The sequence below is a fragment of the Rhodococcus sp. JS3073 genome, assembly GCF_026810085.1.
GTDB classification, from domain to species: Bacteria; Actinomycetota; Actinomycetes; order Mycobacteriales; family Mycobacteriaceae; genus Rhodococcus_F; species Rhodococcus_F wratislaviensis.
In genome coordinates this window covers 3,415,347-3,431,701 of record NZ_CP113951.1, presented here as the reverse complement: position 1 = coordinate 3,431,701, position 16,355 = coordinate 3,415,347, and the positions used below count along the sequence as shown (strand labels likewise).

The following is a 16,355-nucleotide window of genomic DNA, read 5'->3' as shown; positions in this document are numbered from 1 at the left end:
ACTCGTTAACCGCGCACGGGCGCGGAGCGCCTACGGGGTGACGATCGGGAACGCGCTGTCGGGTGCGTCGAGGAGTTCCGTGAGGACCAGGAGCTTCGACGGGTCGCCCGTCACCTCGATGCCCTCCAGCCCCTTGCCGGCGAACAGTCCGAGCAACTGCATCTTCGTCAGTGTCAGCGAGACGTCCGGTTGCGTCGGGGTCCTCGGCGACAGTGTCTGGATGAGTGCACCGTTGGACAGCGTCGTCCGGTAGTGCGCTTCGGGTTCGGTGAAGTGCCACTCCGCGACGAGGGTCTTGTCCCAGGCTCGTGGACCGTTGATGCGGAGGGCGATGGAGTCGAAGATCTGCTCGATCGTCAGGGCGCTCAGCATGTCTGCGCCGAGGTCGCTGAGCGGAGGGGCGACGATGCCGCCGCGCAGTTCGAGTGCACCCGTGAGGTAGAAGTTGCGCCACGTCGCGTTCTCCGAGCCGAACCCGAGTTGCTCGTAGGTGCGGGCCAGCAGGTCCTTGGCCGCACCGTCGGAAGGGTCGGCGAAGACGGCGTGCTTGAGCAATTCGGCGGCGAACCGCAGATCGCCCTGCTCGAGGTACTGCCTCGCCTTCGACCGGACCTCGCTCTGGCCGCCCATGCACTCGACGTAGCGTGTGGCCGCGTTCTCGGGTGGGTGCTGCCACAGCGACGTCGGGTTGCCGTCGAACCAGCCCATGTACCGCTGATAGATCGCCTTCACGTTGTGACTGACCGAGCCGTAGTAACCGCTTGCGTGCCAGGCGGATTCGAGGGCCGGCGGCAGCGGGAAGTCCTCGGCGATCTCGATTCCCGTCATCCCCGTGTTGAGCATCCGCAGGGTCTGGTCGTGCAGGTACTGGTACAGGTCGCGTTGCTGCGACAGGAATTTCACCACCTGGTCGCGACCCCACGTCGGCCAGTGGTGGGAGGCGAACGCGACGTCGTATCCGCCGTCGAACATCTCGATCGCCTGATCGAGATATCGCGACCAGGCGCGGGGATCCCGGACCAGTGCGCCCCGCAGCGTGAGGAGATTGTGCAGATTGTGGGTGGCGTTCTCCGCCATGCACAGTGCCCGATGGTCCGGGAACAGGAAGTTCATCTCGGCGGGCGCCTCCGTTCCCGGCGTCACCTGGAAGACGATCCGGATGCCGTCGACGGTCTCCTCCTGACCGGTGTGGGTGATGTCGACGGTCGGTGGGATCAGACCGGGCCGACCCGCCGAGGTGTTCGTACCGAGCCCCGCGCCGAGGTGCCCGCGCGGGCCCTTGGGGAGCAGTGGCCCGTACATGTAGGTGGCGCGCCGGCCCATTGCCGTTCCGGCATAGACGTTCTCGGAGACCGCGTGCTCGAGGAACCCTTCGGGGGCGAGGATCGGGACGTCGCCGCGACCGTCCGGGAGGACGCCGACGACGCCGCCGAAGTGATCGATGTGGGAGTGCGTGTAGATCACTCCGGTGACGGGCCGATCGCCGCGGTTCTTCCGGTACAGCGCGAGCGCGGCGGCCGCGGTTTCCTGTGAGATCAGCGGGTCGATCACCAGGACACCCGTCTCGCCCTCGACGATCGTCATGTTGGACAGGTCGATACCCCGTAGCTGGTAGATGCCCTCGGTGACCTCGTACAGGCCGTCCTTCGCGCACAGTTGCGACTGACGCCAGAGGCTCGGGTGGGCGGTGTCCGGGCAGTCACCGTTCAGGAACGAATACTCCTGCATGTCCCACACCACGCGACCGTCCTCACCCGTGACGGTGCAGGGGTCGAGGCGGTCGACGAAACCGCGGTCGGCGTCCTCGAAATCGGTGGTGTCCGAGAAATCGGGTGTCATGATTCTTCCTTCTCGTGTCGCGGTGGGGCGGGGGCAGGGACCGGTGCAGGGGGAGTGGGGGCGCTGCTGAGGATCGTGTTCACCCACCGCGTGGACGGGTCGATGTCGATCAGCAGGGCCTTCGCCATCAACGTCAGCGGGATGGCCAGGATCGCGCCGAGGGGTCCGAGGATCCACGTCCAGAACACCAGCGACAGGAACGTGAACGTCACGGACAGGCCCACCGCGTCTCCGACGAACTTCGGCTGGATCACGGACTGGATGATGACGTTGATGACGCTGTACACGACGATGACCGTCAGCATCAGTCCCGGACCGCCCTGGAGGAGCGCGAGCAGGGCCGGCGGAACGAGCCCCAGGATGAAGCCGACGTTCGGGATGTAGTTGGTGATGAACGACAGCAGTCCCCACAGGACCGGCAGCGGAATCCCCAGCGCCCACAGTGCCCCGGTGTCGATGACGGCGACGATCAGCCCGAAGACCGTGGACACGATCAGGTACTTGCGGGTGCCGACCGAAAAGGCGCTGAGAGCGGTGGCGATTTCGGGGCGCATCTGCGTGACGATCCGCATCCGTGACCCGTAGGAGCTTCCGTCGACGGCCATGAACAGCAGGAGGGCGAGGACGAACAGCAGATTCGAGAAGACACCCAGCATTGCCTGCAGGATCCCCTCCACGAGTCCGAACACCTTGCTGTAATCCACCTGGGAGAGGAGGGTCTGGGCGTCCGTGGAGTTCACGCCGTTGCTGTTCAGGAAACTCTGGGCGCTGTCGATGAGGGCGGTGAAGTCGTCCGCGTACTCGGGTAGGAGCGTGGCGAGCTGGGCGACCGACAGGGCCAGCGACAGCACGAGAACGAGAATGATGCCGTTGACGACCAGGATCGCCGCGATCGTGGCGATCCACCCCGGGACACCCTTCCGGTGCAGCCATTCGGGCAGCGGGTGGACCGCGACGGTCAGCATGAGCGCGAGGAAGATCGGGCCGACTATCGACGCGGCCACCTGAATCCCCGCCACGGTGACGACGAGCGCGGCCAGGCCGAGAATCACGATCAGGCCGCGCGGCATCGACCACCGAGTTTCCGACGCCGCGCCGGAAATGTCCTGCGGATCGGTCATCGCGTGTCCCTTCGCAACAATCGGCCAACCGGGATGCCCCGAATCGACTGTTGCACCCGGCGGACGACGACACATCATCCGTTGCAGATGAGGATCACCCGGCGCGGATGATGCCGACACCGCCGCGAGGCCGCACGATTCCACTGTTCGAGCACATCCTTTCGAGAAGGGCATGGACATGACGACAAATCCGGAGTCCAGGACCAACAGCCCTGTCAAACAGGGTTTTGCCGCGGGGACGTCGCTGGCAGCGGCGATATTGCTGCTGACCGTCGGCGTGATCTCGTTCTTCCAGGGCATCGCCGCAGTCGCCTCCGACAATCTGCTGGTCATCGGCGTCGAGTACACCTACCAGTTCGACACCACCGCGTGGGGATGGATCCACATCGTTCTCGGCGTCGTCCTGGTCATCAGCGCGATCGGCCTCATGACGGGCGCCACCTGGGCCCGTGTCGTGGCCGTCTGCATCGCTGCGCTGTCGATCCTCGCGAACTTCCTCTGGCTGCCCTACTACCCGCTGTGGTCGATCCTGATCATCGCGCTCGACGTCGTCGTGATCTGGGCGGTCACCACCTGGGACACCGCCAGGGACTAGGACGATCACGACGTGGTGAGTTCTGCGACCGGCACCTGGCCGGTATTCGGCTCGCTGCAGGAATATCGGAAAGGATGGGTCAGGCCCGACGTCATCGCGGGCCTGACCGTGTGGGCCGTGCTGGTCCCGGAGGCCCTGGCCTACGCGACCATCGCGGGAGTTCCCCCGGTCGTCGGTCTGTACGCGGCGATTCCGGCACTGGTCCTCTACGCGGCGGCGGGCAGTTCCCGGCATCTGGTGGTCGGGCCGATGTCGGCGACGGCCGCCCTGTCGGCTGCCATCGTCGCGCCGCTCGCCGGGGCGGACGGCGGCAAGTACGCCGCCCTGACAGCGGTGCTGGCGATCGCGACCGGCATCGTCGGGCTGCTCGCGGGTCTTCTCCGACTGGGCTTCATCGCGTCGTTCATCTCGGAGCCGGTGCTGAAGGGTTTCATCGTCGGGCTGGCCCTGACCATCATCATCGGGCAGGTGCCTGCCTTGTTCGGCGTGGAGAAGGAGCACGGAAACTTCTTCGAACAGGCGTGGGGCGTCATCACCCACCTGGGTGACATCGACTGGGGCACGCTCGTCGTCGGTGTGCTCAGTCTCGTCGTGGTTCTCGGATTCAAACGGTGGCTGCCGCTCGTGCCGGGCTCGCTGCTGGCCGTCCTTCTCGGTATCGCCGCGGTCGCCGTGTTCGGTTTGGACGGAAGAGGTGTCGACATCGTCGGTCACATCGATTCCGGGCTGCCGTCGGTGGGACTGCCGGGTGGTGTCGGGTTCGACGATTACATCGACCTTCTCGGGCCCGCAGTGGGCGTGCTGCTCATCGGGTTCGCGGAAGGGCTCGGTGCCGCGAAGACGTACGCCGCGAAGGAAGGCTACGAGGTGGACGCCAACCGGGAACTCCTCGGCCTCGGCGCCGCCAATCTCGGCTCCGGGCTGTGCTCGGGAATGGTGGTGAACGGCAGCCTCTCCAAGACAGCGGTCAACGGCGGGGCGGGCGCCAAATCACAGGTCAGTGGTCTCGTCGTCGCGGTTCTCACCGTGGTGACCCTGCTGTTCCTCACCGGACTGTTCGAGAAACTCCCCGAGGCGACGCTTGCAGCGGTGGTCATCGCCGCCGTCATCGAACTCGTCGACATCTCCGCGCTCCGCCGGCTCTACGGGGTGTGGACCGAAAGGCTCGGCAGTATCTACGGATACGCCGCGCGTGCCGATTTCACGGCCGCCCTCGCCGCGATGGTGGGCGTGCTCCTGTTCGACACTCTGCCCGGGCTCGTCATCGGCATCGGCGTGTCCATGCTGCTGCTGCTCTACCGGGCGTCGCGTCCCCACGTCGCGGCGCTCGCGAAGGAGGGGTCGCTGTGGGTGGACGCCGAGCGTCATCCCGATCTGCCGACCACACCGCACGTGGTCGTGGTGCGCGTCGAGTCGGGACTGTTCTTTGCCAACGCCGATCACGTCAAGGACCGCATCGAGGCCCTGTGCGCCGACGACACGCGAGTGGTGGTCCTCGACGCCGAGACGTCGCCGTTCGTCGACGTCAGTGCCGCGCAGATGCTCGTGCAGTTGCGGGATGTGCTTGCGCGCCGGGGAATCGAGCTACGTGTGGCACGGGACATCGGGCAGTTCCGGGACACGATACGACGCTCGGGCTCGGACGCGACCCCCGTCGGCCTGTATCCGACCGTGCGCGAGGCCCTCGGGGAACCGGATCGACGTAGCGAGGATTCATGACAGGGCCGACGTTTCGGTGTGAGTCACCGTGACCGTTCTCGCGCCGACCCTCGTCGGGTACCGGAAGAAATGGCTCCGCGCCGACGTGGTCGCGGGCCTCAGCGCCGGCGCGGTCGTGATTCCGCAGGCGATGGCGTACGCCACCATCGCGAACATGCCCGTCCAGATCGGCCTGTACACCTGCATGGTGCCGATGGTGGTCTACGCGATGCTCGGCGGATCCCGCACCGCCAGTGTGAGTACCACCTCGACCATCGCGACCCTCACAGCGTCCACCCTGATCGGAGCAGGAATCGCCGCCGGTTCCGACGACGCCCAGACGTCGCTGATGACGCTGACGCTATTGGTGGGCGTGATCCTGCTGCTGGCGAGGCTGCTGCGGCTCGGTGCGATCATCGAGAACATCAGCGAGGCAACACTGTCCGGGATCAAGGCCGGGGTGGGGCTGACGGTGGCCGCGAGCCAGCTGCCGAAACTGCTCGGCGTACCGTCCGATCCGGACGCCACCGGATTCTTCCGCGTCGTGTGGTCGGCGCTCCGGCAGGTCGGCGACGCGAACGCCGCCACCGTGCTGCTGGCCGCCGGGTCGATAGCGGCGCTGTACGCGATGGCGAAATTCATACCGCGGGTCCCAGGGCCGCTGGTCGTTGCGGTCGCGGGGATACTGCTCGTCGCGCTTGCGGGCATCGACGGCCGCGGGGTCGCGTTGATCGCCGAGGTGCCGCGTGGCATTCCGTTACCCGGTATCCCACCGCTCGCCGACATCGGTGCGCTGGTGCCCGGGGCACTGGCGATCGCGATCATGGCGTTCCTGGAGACGGTGTCCGTCGGGCGTGGAGTGCGGCGGCAGACGGAACCGCCGATCGACAGCGACCGCGAACTGCTCGCCAACGGCGCGGCGTCCGTGGCGGGCGCGTTCTTCCACACCCTGCCGCCGGCGGGCGGATTCTCGCAGACCGCGGTCGCGTTGCGGGCAGGGGCGAGGACCCAGCTGAGTGGGCTCGTCACGGCGGCGCTGGCGGTGCTCGTCGCGCTGTTCCTCGCCCCGGTGCTCAGCGACCTGCCGCAGGCCACGCTCGGCGCGATGGTGGTCGTCGCGACGCTCGGACTGCTCGATTTCGGGTCGTTCGCACGGTTCTGGCGCATCGACAGGACAGAGTTCTGGGTGGCGCTCGCGACCGCACTCATCGGTCTGGTCGCCGGACTGCTGCCCGCCGTCGCGGTCGGGGTGCTGTTCACGTTGTATCTGGTACTGCGCGAGCTGAACCGGCCGCACGTCGTGCAATTGCAGAAGGACGGACACGGCCAGTGGCGCGCGGGGGAGGAAGACGCGCCGACCGTCCCCGCCGATCCTCTCGTACTCCGGCTGAACGTCGGTCTCTACACCGCGAACGTGCGGGCGAACACGGTGGCGATCCGCACCCGCCTGGGGGTGGTCGAGGGCCACGACACGTCGACCGTGCCCCACACGCTGATTCTCGACTGCTCGCGCCTGCAGAAGGTGTCGCTGACCGTGATGCGCAGCTTCCTCGACCTCGAGCGGGAACTGTCGGACGCGGGGGTCACCGTGTACTTCGCCGAGTTGCCCCGCGCCAACCGCGACACGGTGCTCCGCACGGACCTGGGGCGCGAATTCGACGGCAGGGGTCGGTTCTTCCCCACCGTCGACGACGCCGTAGGCGCTGCGCACCCGTGAGTGGTTGACGAGTCTCTGGACTCGCTGACCACTCACGGGCGGCGGAGCCGCCTACTGGTGGCGCAAGGCCGCGGCGAGGGCGTCCTCGGGGTCGATCAGGTGGTTGTGGTCGTCGTCGCCCAGTTCGATGTCGGCCCAGTCGATCTTGCCGTTGAACTTGCCCCGCGGCGTGGTGTACCCCTCGTAGACGGGCATTCCGGTGTCCACGCCGACGTCGAGTCCCTCGTCGAACGAGAAGTACAGCGGATGGGTCCGTTCGACGTGCTCGCTGCCGGCCTCGTCGCCGTCGATGTACAGGGTGGCGGTGCCGCCCTTGCCGATGCCGCCGCCGTCGTACGCGAACTCGACGCGAACCTGATGCTCGCCCGCCGTGAGTGCGGTCGGCGCCAGCACCGTCGTTCTCCGTAGACCGCAGTAGTTGTAGTGGTAGCCGAGTGTGCCGCCGACGGTGAACAGGGCCCAGCCGCCGGTGCGTCCGCCCTGGGTGACGATCACCCCTTCGGCGCCCGATTCCGGAACCTGGATCTGCGCGGTGACCGAGTAGCTGCGGTTCTTGATGTTGATCGCGACGTTCTCGCCGAGCCGGGTCATGCCCTCGAACAGCCGGAGCTTGTCGCCCCGGACGAGGGTCGGCCGTCCCGCGATCTCCGGGTTCATCCGTTCGGCGGCCCGGTCGTCGAGCGGGAGCACGTTGTGCCGCACCGCCTCGATCAGGAACAGCTGCTGCAGTTCGGCGAGCTTCTCGGGGTTGTCCTTCGCGATGTCGTGGGCCTGCGTCCAGTCCGTGGTGGTGTCGTACAACTCCCACACGTCCAGGGAGAAGTCCGGGGCCTTCGCGACGACGTCCCACGGTGTGCGGTGTTTGGTGACGGCGGTCCACCCGTCGTGGTAGACACCGCGATTGCCCATGAGCTCGAAGTACTGCGTCCGGTGACGTTCGCCTGCGTCCGCATCGTTGAACGTGTATGCGAAGGACGTGCCGTGCATCGGCACCTGAGTGACGCCGTTGACCGTGTGCGGTTGCGCCAGTCCCGCCAATTCGAGGATGGTCGGCGCGACGTCGATGACGTGATGCCACTGGTGACGGGTCTCGCCCTTGGCCTGGATGCCGCCGGGCCAGTGCATGATCGTCCCGTTGCGGGTTCCGCCGTAGTGGGAGGCCACCTGTTTCGTCCACTGGTACGGGGTGCACATGGCGTGCGCCCACCCGACCGCGTAATGGTTGTACGCCTCGGGGCCGCCGATCTTGTCGAGGTGCTCGTTCCAGAACTCGACGGTCTCGTACTCGCCGCCGCCGTTGGAGGCGGTGGTGATCATGTACGTGCCCTCGAGCCCGCCCTCGGCCGAGGCACCGTTGTCGCCGATGATGTAGAGGATCAGCGTGTTGTCCAGTTCGCCGATCTCCTCGACGGCGTCGACGACGCGGCCGACGTGGAAGTCCGCGTACTCGAGGAACGCCGCGTACACCTCCATCTGGTGCCGGAGGATCGGTTTGCGCTCCTCCGGGATGTCGTCCCACGCCATGATGCCGTCGGGGCGGGCGGTGAGATCGGAGTCGGGTCCGATGACGCCGAGTTGCAGTTGCTTCCGGAACGTTTCGTCGCGGACGGCGTCCCACCCCTGGTCGAACCTGCCCTTGTACTTGGCGATCCATTCCTTCGGCACGTGGTGCGGGGTGTGCGTGGCACCCGGCGCGAAGTACGTGAAGAACGGCTTGTCGGGTGTCAGCGCCTTCTGCTGTTTGATGTAGTCGATGGCCTTGTCGGCCAGGTCGGGCATCAGGTGGTAGTCGGGGTCGTCGGGCGGGAGGACGGCGGTCACCCCGTCGACGAGCGCGGGCTGCCACTGGTTGGTCTCGCCGCCGATGAATCCGTAGAAACGTTCGAACCCGCTGAACGCGGGCCAGTGATCGAACGGGCCCGTGGGCCCCGATTCCCAGACCGGAACCTCGTGGCACTTTCCGAATTGTGCGGTGTTGTAACCGCTCTGCCGCAGGATCTCGGCAAGCGGTGTGCACGAGTTAGGCCGCGTCGACCGGTAGCCGGGTGCGGGGGTGGCGGTTTCGGTGATGTGGCCCATCCCGACCGCGTGATGATTACGGCCGGTGAGCATGGCCGCACGCGTCGGCGAGCACAGCGACGTGGTGTGGAAACGGGTGTATTTCAGACCGCCCGCCGCGAGCCGCTCGGCGGTCGGGGTGCCGACCGGACCTCCGAACGCGCTCGACGCCCCGAATCCGACGTCGTCGAGAAGGATCAGCAGCACGTTCGGGGCGCCGGCGGGAGGGCGCTTGGCGGTGATGGGAGGCAGCTTCTCGGTGGCGTGTTTGGCGTCGAAGTACAGCGGCCCCTGATACTGCTGATCGGGGAGCGGGAGGATCGATCCGGGAAGCTCCTCAGGCATGGTGTTCGCCCTTTCCATGGACAGCACGGTCTCCCCGCCGACGCTAGGGCCGGCAACTCCGTTCCGGCTCACACTTTCCGGGTGAAGCCGTGACCCGTCCCGCCGTGGTCGCATGGATCGGAGACCGCGGGACAGGAGCCAGTCGTGAGTGCAGAACTGCAGGAACTCGCCGCCAAGGCGTGGGTGTACGGTTTCCCGCTGGTGTTCGACCTCGACCAGGTGAACCGCTTCGTGGCGGAGGGGATGGGGAGCCTCGATGCCGCACCCTTCAACACGTTCGGTCACGCGCGCACGCTCGCCGGGCCGCGGGACACCTTCGTCTCGGTGAACAACGACACCATCTACTCGATCGCCCAGATCGACCTCGCGCACGGACCGCAGTTGCTGCGAGTGCCCGACAGCGGCGGGGCGTACTACGTGCTGCAATTCGTCGATGCGTGGACGAATAATTTCGCGTACGTCGGCAAACGCGCGACGGGAACGGCGGCCGGCCGTTTCCTGCTGACCGGCCCGGAGTGGTCCGGTGAGGTCCCAGACGGTGCGACGCGGATCGCGTTCCCCACCGCGGTGGGCACCATCATCGGCCGCTGGGCCTGCGACGGCGAGGCAGACCTGGAGCGGGTGAAGGAACTGCAGTCGGCCCTCACGCTGGAACCCGTCGGAGACCAGGAACCGGCGCAGGGGTTGCCGGCACCCGACCCGAACGTCCCCGAGGAACTTCGGTTCTGGGAGAAGCTGAGGGTGTACTCGCAGGCGTACCCGCCCGCCGCGCAGGATCTCGTCGCGCAGCAGGCGTTCGCCCCGCTCGGGCTGCTCGAGACCGGTCCGTCGCCGTACCTCGAAGCGCCGCCGGACCTCGCGTCCGTGCTCACGGGCGGCGCCGAGGCAGGGCACCAATCGCTCGTCACCGCACTGAAATCCGGGGCGGGCGGAGCGGTGGTCAACGGGTGGCAGTTGATGTACCACGCCTTCGACTACAACGACGACTTCTTCGAGGTCGGCACGCTCGACACACCCGAGTGGCGGATCGAGGACCGCTCGAAGGCGCTGGGACTGCGGGCCGGTGCCGCGATGGCGGGACTGTGGGGAAACCACGGTTACGAGGCCGCGTACGCGCCGATCTACCACGACAGCGAAGGCAACGAACTGTCCGGCGAACACGACTACACGCTCACGTTCGCGCCGACCCCGCCGGTCGACGCGTTCTGGTCGATCACCATGTACGACCTCCCGGAGTTCTTCCTCGTCGACAACCTCATCGACCGCTATTCGATCGGTGACCGCACGCCGGGACTGATATTCGCGGACGACGGTTCGCTGACCATCACGCTGAGCACCGTCGCGCCGGCCGATCCGGCGGCCCGCGCCAACTGGCTGCCGACGCCGGCAGCCGGGTTCCGGCCCCTGCTACGGATGTACAGCCCGAAGGCGGAGGTGTTCGACGGAACGTTCGAGATCCCGCCCTTCGTGAGGACCAGGTGATCAGGGGGCGCAGGTGAGTGAGCTGATCTGGCTGCTCGTTCCCGAGATGATCGGTCTGGTCATCACACCCGCCGCCGTAGTCGGATGTGTGTTGCTGCTCGAGTCGGCGAACGCGGTGCGGAACGCCCTCGCGTTCGGTTCGGCGTTCCTGCTCGTCTATTCCCAGATCGCTGTCGCGGCGCTCCTCGGCGGCGCCGGTGATCCGTCGGCAACATCCAAGACGGTGAGCAACTGGGTGGGACTGATCGTCGGTGTGCTGTTCCTCGTCGTCGGCGTCGTCATGCTCGCGCAGAAACCGAAGCAGGCGGGCGCGACACCGAAATGGATGACGGCCCTCGAATCCGCCACACCGCGCACCGCCTTCGTGGCCGGACTCGCCCTCGGCACGATCAACCCCAACATCTTCATCATGCTGTCCGGGATGACCATCATCTCCAGTTCACACGTCGGGATCGGGGGTGCGCTGGTCGGGACCGCTCTGCTGCTCGTCGCATCGATGCTCGACTTCGCCGTCCCGATCGGGATCTACACCGTTCTGGGTGACCGCGCCCAGAAGGGGCTGAGCGCCGCCAAGACCTGGATGGTCCGGCACAACCGGGCGCTCGGGGTCGCGGTGTTCTTCGGCTTCGGCACCTTGTTCGCGCTACGGGGACTGCTCGCCCTCGTGTGATCCGAACGTCGGCGGGAGGTCGCAATGGGCGCGGACCCAGGCGCTGCGTCGTTCCAACGCGGACTGCCGGTTCGCGGGGGACGAAGCGGTCAGTGAGTCGATGGCCCGCAGGAGGTGGCGGGCGACGAATCCGATCCGGACCGGGGGAACTCGGCTGCTCTGTTCACGGCGCCCCTTCCTCTCTCCGATGATCCCCGCATCGGCGGTAGTGTTCGGGCCGATTCGAGGGGGGATCGAGTGAAGAAAGTTGCCGCGGCGCTCCTGTGCGCCGTGATCACGTCCGGGTGCGCGCACAGCGTGTCGGGGACTGCGGGGGCCTCCCCGCTGCAGGAACTGACGCCGGAGCAGCAACGGCACGTCCACGTCGAGGACGCGCTCCGCGCCGCCGATCCGTGCGGCCTGCTCGACGAGTCGGTGGTGCGCGCCGCCGGGACGGTTCAGCAGTACGGGTCCGCCGTGCAGCTGTCGGTGTGCTCGGCGCTCATGGCCCGGCCCGAAGGCGCGACGACCTACGTGGAGTTGTCCCTGCTGCCGTCGATGCTGTCCGATGCGGCGCTGACCCGGCCGGACACGGTCGACGGGGTGACCGTTTATCGCGGTGCGGGCGCCGAGCTGGCGCGCGGGACGTGCGAGCGCGTCTTCCGGCTGAACGTCGGAACCGGCGAGGAACAGGTGGGACGGGACACGCTGGCGACCGTCCGTGCCGGAACCGTCGCCGGCCAGGACGCCTGCCCGCTCGCCGACGCGGTGCTGGAGTCGGCGATCGACAGGATGCGGTCGGGACTGCCCGCTCGGGACGGCACGTCCGCGCACCAGGTGGCGCTCGCGGTACACGACCCGTGCGAAGTACTCGACGTGCTGGGGACCACGGCGGGCGGACGCGTCGTCGATCCGGAGTCACCGCCCACCCCGTTCGACTGCGTCCTGTTTCCGAACCCGAACCGGGTGCCCGGGAGTGAGGTGACCGTGTCGTTCACGATGTCGCCGGTGAAGGAAAACCGACCATCCGTTCCCGCCGAGCCGGAGACGGTCGGCGACCGATGCCGGTGGACGAGCCCGACGGGTGAGCCGATCGACGTTACACGGCCCGGAGCGGGCGTCGACGAGTTCACCCGCAGGCTCGGTCACGCGGGTGCAGTCGTCACTGTTCACGGCCCGAACTGCGCGGCCGTGGCGAGGGTCGCGGACGCCGCGAACACGGCGTTCGGATAGGCGTCCGAACGGACTCACCCGGGATCAGATTGGACTCCGCCGGTAAGCTCGACAGCTGGACCAGTACAGATTCATCGACCTGGAGGTAGAAACGCGTGGCTCTCGTCGTCCAGAAGTACGGCGGATCCTCGGTGGCAACCGCCGAGAGAATCCGACGAGTGGCTGAACGGATCGTCGAGACCAAGAAGGCCGGCAACGATGTCGTCGTCGTGGTTTCAGCGATGGGGGACACCACTGATGAGCTGCTCGATCTGGCTCAGCAGGTGTGCCCAGCCCCACCCGCCCGCGAAATGGACATGCTGCTGACCTCCGGTGAGCGCATTTCCAATTCTCTCGTCGCAATGGCAATTCATTCGCTCGGTGCGGAGGCCCGTTCGTTCACGGGCTCGCAGGCGGGCGTCATCACCACCGGTGCTCACGGCAACGCCAAGATCATCGACGTCACACCGGGCCGCGTCCGGGATGCGCTCGACGAGGGCTCGATCGTCCTCGTCGCCGGATTCCAGGGCGTCAGCCAGGACAGCAAGGACGTGACGACCCTCGGGCGCGGCGGTTCGGACACCACCGCGGTGGCCCTCGCAGCGGCCCTCGAGGCCGACGTCTGCGAGATCTACACCGACGTCGACGGCATCTTCACCGCCGACCCGCGCATCGTTCCGGACGCGCAGCGTCTCGAGACGGTGTCGTTCGAGGAGATGCTCGAGCTCGCGGCGTGCGGCGCGAAGGTGCTCATGCTCCGCTGCGTCGAGTACGCCCGCCGATACAACGTGCCCGTGCACGTCCGTTCGTCATACACGACCAAGCCGGGCACCATCGTGTCCGGATCGATGGAGGACATCCCCGTGGAAGAGGCAATCATCACCGGAGTCGCGCACGATCGCGGCGAGTCCAAGATCACCGTCGTCGGCCTGCCCGACACCCCGGGCTACGCCGCGCAGGTCTTCCGCGCGGTGGCCGAGGCGGAGATCAACATCGACATGGTGCTGCAGAACATCTCGAAGGTCGAGACCGGCAAGACCGACATCACGTTCACCCTGCCCACCGCCGACGGCCCGCGCGCCGTCGAGAAGCTCACCAAGCTGCAGGGCGAGATCGGCTTCACGCAGGTGCTGTTCGACGACCACATCGGCAAGGTGTCGCTGGTCGGCGCGGGCATGAAGAGCCACCCGGGCGTCACCGCGACGTTCTGTGAGGCCCTCGCGAAGGCCGGAGTCAACATCGACCTCATCTCCACATCCGAGATCCGCATCTCGGTGCTCGTCAAGGACGTGGAGCTGGACAAGGCCGTGAAGGCGATCCACGACGCATTCGAGCTCGGCGGCGACGAAGAAGCCGTCGTGCACGCAGGAACGGGACGGTAGATATGACCACCATCGCTGTCGTCGGTGCGACCGGACAGGTCGGCATCGTCATGCGCACCCTCCTCGAGGAACGGAACTTCCCCGCGGACAAGGTGCGGTTCTTCGCCTCCGCGCGGTCGGCGGGCAAGAAGCTGCCGTTCCGGGGCGAGGAGATCGTCGTCGAGGACGCGTCCGCGACGTCCGACGAGGACCTGAAGGGCATCGACATCGCCCTGTTCTCGGCCGGTGCGACGCTCTCTCGTGAGCAGGCTCCGCGGTTCGCGGCGGCAGGCGCCACGGTCGTCGACAACTCGTCGGCGTTCCGCAAGGACCCCGACGTCCCGCTGGTCGTCAGCGAGGTCAACCCGGAGCAGGCGAAGAACCCGCCGAAGGGCATCATCGCCAACCCCAACTGCACCACGATGGCCGCGATGCCGGTGCTGAAGGTTCTGCACGACGAGGCCGGTCTGCAGCGCCTCATCGTGTCGAGCTACCAGGCCGTGTCGGGCAGTGGCATCGCCGGTGTCGAGGAATTGGTGGGCCAGGCCCGCGCCGTGATCGACGACGCGGAGAAGCTGGTGCACGACGGCAGCGCCGTCGACTTCCCGGCCCCGAACAAGTACGTCGCACCCATCGCGTTCAACGTCCTGCCGCTGGCCGGCTCGATCGTCGACGACGGCAGCGGTGAGACGGACGAGGACCAGAAGCTCCGCAACGAGAGCCGCAAGATCCTCGGCCTGCCCGACCTTCTGGTGTCGGGCACGTGCGTCCGCGTCCCCGTGATCACGGGTCACTCGCTGTCGATCAACGCCGAGTTCGAGCGTCCGCTGTCGGTGGAGCGCGCGCAGGAGCTTCTGTCGAAGGCTCCCGGTGTGCAGCTGGTGGACGTCCCCACCCCGCTCCAGGCCGCGGGCAGCGACCCGTCGCTGGTCGGGCGCATCCGTCAGGATCCGGGTGTCCCCGAGGGTCGTGGTCTGGCGCTGTTCGTGTCGGGTGACAACCTGCGTAAGGGTGCCGCCCTCAACACCATTCAGATCGCCGAACTGCTGGTCTGACCTCCTCCCCACGTGAGTGGCAAAGTGTGCTCCCGCACGCTTTGCCACTCACGTGCCGGTTGCGGGTGGATACTGGGCCGATGAGAGTCGTCGGGGCCGCGGTGGCCGCGGTCCTGTTGCTGCTCACCGGTGCGAGCGAGGCGTCCGCACAGCCGAGGATCCTGCTGTCGCAGGAAGAACTTCCACCCGCCGCAGTCCCCACCCAGGCCGGCGACAGCGTCCGGGTCCGCTACTCCACGATGCGCACCGCCACCGCGACCGGTGAGTCGACCGGATCGATCTTCCTTCCCCACGGTGATCCACCCGACGGCGGCTGGCCGGTGGTGTCCTACGCACACGGCACGGTCGGGGTCGCCGACCAGTGCGCACCGTCCGTCGCCGGGTTCAACTACGTCGAACTGCCCGCGATCGAGCAGTGGCTGGCCGCCGGGTACGCCGTCGCAGCAACGGATTACGCGGGAATCGGCACGCCCGGGGTCAATGCCTATCTCGACGGTCGCGCCGCCGCCGCCAACACCGTCGACATCGTCCTGACCGCACACGACATCTACGGCGACGTGCTCAGCGACCGGTGGATCGTCACGGGACTGTCGCAGGGCGGGCACGCGACCTACTTCGCCGCCCGCGAGGCCACCATCAGGGCACCGGCCCTCGACTACCGCGGTGCCGTCGCCGTGGCCGCGCCGACCCACCTCGAACAGCTCTTTCCGGCCGCGGGTCCGGCGATTCCCGCTCTGCCGACAACGGGAATCGTGAACTACGCGTTGCTGACTCTCGCCGGCATCGACGACCAGCGTCCGGAGGTCGGCATTCGGCACTATCTGTCGCCGAAGGGAATCGAATTGATGGAGTTGGCGAAGGTGACGTGCAGCCGGGAACTCGGCCGGTACCTGCTCGGCCATCCCACGTCGGTCGGGGACCTGTTCGCGGCGCCCCTGTGGAACGAGCAGTTCCGGGCGCTGTTCCGGGAGATGCAGGTACCCGTCGACGGATTCGACCACCCCCTGCGGGTGGTGCACAGCCTGTCCGACATGTCGGTGCCGATTCCGTTGACGTGGGCGCAGCTCGCCGAGATGCAGCAGCACGGGGTGAACGTCGAATTCCAGCAACTTGCCGGTGAGGACCACCGCGAATCGCTGACGGCCTCCATGCCGGAGTCCCTCGCGTTCGCGGCGCGCGTGCTGTCCCCCATGTGAGTGGCAAAGCGTCCCCGAGCACGCTTC

General features: G+C 67.3%; 12 protein-coding genes. 9 read left to right on the top strand and 3 right to left on the bottom strand.

Annotated features, from left to right (window positions below; all coding sequences use genetic code 11):
- Window positions 1-30: 30 nt before the first annotated feature.
- Together OYT95_RS15465 and OYT95_RS15460 are read right to left on the bottom strand one after the other, a co-directional pair.
- Window positions 31-1,839, bottom strand: a complete 1,809-nt coding sequence (locus tag OYT95_RS15465) for an alkyl/aryl-sulfatase (protein ID WP_268791871.1) — start codon at window positions 1,837-1,839, stop codon at window positions 31-33.
- Window positions 1,836-2,960 carry an AI-2E family transporter gene (locus OYT95_RS15460; RefSeq protein WP_037229008.1) on the bottom strand — a complete coding sequence of 375 codons (1,125 nt, stop codon included), beginning with the start codon at window positions 2,958-2,960 and terminating at the stop codon, window positions 1,836-1,838. Before OYT95_RS15460 ends, OYT95_RS15465 begins: the two co-directional genes overlap by 4 nt.
- 172 nt (window positions 2,961-3,132) lie before the next feature.
- Between OYT95_RS15460 and OYT95_RS15455 the strand changes: the two genes are divergently transcribed.
- Genes OYT95_RS15455 through OYT95_RS15445 form a run of 3 tightly spaced genes read left to right on the top strand, consistent with a single transcriptional unit; the run spans window position 3,133 to window position 6,970 of the window.
- Window positions 3,133-3,555: a DUF7144 family membrane protein gene (locus tag OYT95_RS15455; protein ID WP_081792272.1), complete on the top strand. Its 423-nt coding sequence runs from the start codon at window positions 3,133-3,135 to the stop codon at window positions 3,553-3,555.
- 12 nt (window positions 3,556-3,567) lie between these two features.
- A complete protein-coding gene (locus tag OYT95_RS15450) occupies window positions 3,568-5,274 on the top strand; it encodes a SulP family inorganic anion transporter (RefSeq protein WP_268791870.1) in 1,707 nt (568 codons plus the stop codon).
- A gap of 28 nt (window positions 5,275-5,302) precedes the next feature.
- Window positions 5,303-6,970, top strand: a complete 1,668-nt coding sequence (locus OYT95_RS15445; protein ID WP_268791869.1) for a SulP family inorganic anion transporter — start codon at window positions 5,303-5,305, stop codon at window positions 6,968-6,970.
- Window positions 6,971-7,021: 51 nt separating this feature from the next.
- On the opposite strand, the gene OYT95_RS15440 is transcribed toward OYT95_RS15445, so the two are convergent.
- Window positions 7,022-9,373, bottom strand: coding sequence for an arylsulfatase (locus OYT95_RS15440; protein WP_037229000.1), 2,352 nt, complete (start codon window positions 9,371-9,373; stop codon window positions 7,022-7,024).
- 144 nt (window positions 9,374-9,517) lie between these two features.
- Between OYT95_RS15440 and OYT95_RS15435 the strand changes: the two genes are divergently transcribed.
- The 6 genes from OYT95_RS15435 (at window position 9,518) to OYT95_RS15410 (ending at window position 16,328) form a co-directional block, all read left to right on the top strand.
- Window positions 9,518-10,855: a DUF1254 domain-containing protein gene (locus OYT95_RS15435; protein WP_268791868.1), complete on the top strand. Its 1,338-nt coding sequence runs from the start codon at window positions 9,518-9,520 to the stop codon at window positions 10,853-10,855.
- Window positions 10,856-10,868: 13 nt separating this feature from the next.
- Window positions 10,869-11,525, top strand: a complete 657-nt coding sequence (locus OYT95_RS15430) for a GAP family protein (RefSeq protein ID WP_268791867.1) — start codon at window positions 10,869-10,871, stop codon at window positions 11,523-11,525.
- 237 nt (window positions 11,526-11,762) lie between these two features.
- The gene (locus OYT95_RS15425) at window positions 11,763-12,737 is read left to right on the top strand and encodes a hypothetical protein (RefSeq protein ID WP_268791866.1); all 975 of its coding nucleotides are present in this window, start codon (window positions 11,763-11,765) and stop codon (window positions 12,735-12,737) included.
- A gap of 95 nt (window positions 12,738-12,832) precedes the next feature.
- Window positions 12,833-14,098, top strand: a complete 1,266-nt coding sequence (locus tag OYT95_RS15420) for an aspartate kinase (RefSeq protein ID WP_005248517.1) — start codon at window positions 12,833-12,835, stop codon at window positions 14,096-14,098.
- 2 nt (window positions 14,099-14,100) lie between these two features.
- The gene (locus tag OYT95_RS15415; protein WP_011596739.1) at window positions 14,101-15,132 is read left to right on the top strand and encodes an aspartate-semialdehyde dehydrogenase; all 1,032 of its coding nucleotides are present in this window, start codon (window positions 14,101-14,103) and stop codon (window positions 15,130-15,132) included.
- Window positions 15,133-15,212: 80 nt separating this feature from the next.
- On the top strand, window positions 15,213-16,328 hold the full coding sequence (locus OYT95_RS15410) for an alpha/beta hydrolase family protein (protein ID WP_268791865.1): 1,116 nt from the start codon (window positions 15,213-15,215) through the stop codon (window positions 16,326-16,328).
- Window positions 16,329-16,355: the final 27 nt, after the last annotated feature.

Bases quoted from the DNA above. Each gene is read 5' to 3' on its own strand.
- OYT95_RS15465 (WP_268791871.1), bottom strand. From the start codon at position 1,839: ATGACACCCGATTTCTCGGACACCACCGATTTCGAGGACGCCGACCGC.
- OYT95_RS15460 (WP_037229008.1), bottom strand. From the start codon at position 2,960: ATGACCGATCCGCAGGACATTTCCGGCGCGGCGTCGGAAACTCGGTGG.
- OYT95_RS15455 (WP_081792272.1), top strand. From the start codon at position 3,133: ATGGACATGACGACAAATCCGGAGTCCAGGACCAACAGCCCTGTCAAA.
- OYT95_RS15440 (WP_037229000.1), bottom strand. From the start codon at position 9,373: ATGCCTGAGGAGCTTCCCGGATCGATCCTCCCGCTCCCCGATCAGCAG.
- OYT95_RS15415 (WP_011596739.1), top strand. From the start codon at position 14,101: ATGACCACCATCGCTGTCGTCGGTGCGACCGGACAGGTCGGCATCGTC.
- OYT95_RS15410 (WP_268791865.1), top strand. From the start codon at position 15,213: ATGAGAGTCGTCGGGGCCGCGGTGGCCGCGGTCCTGTTGCTGCTCACC.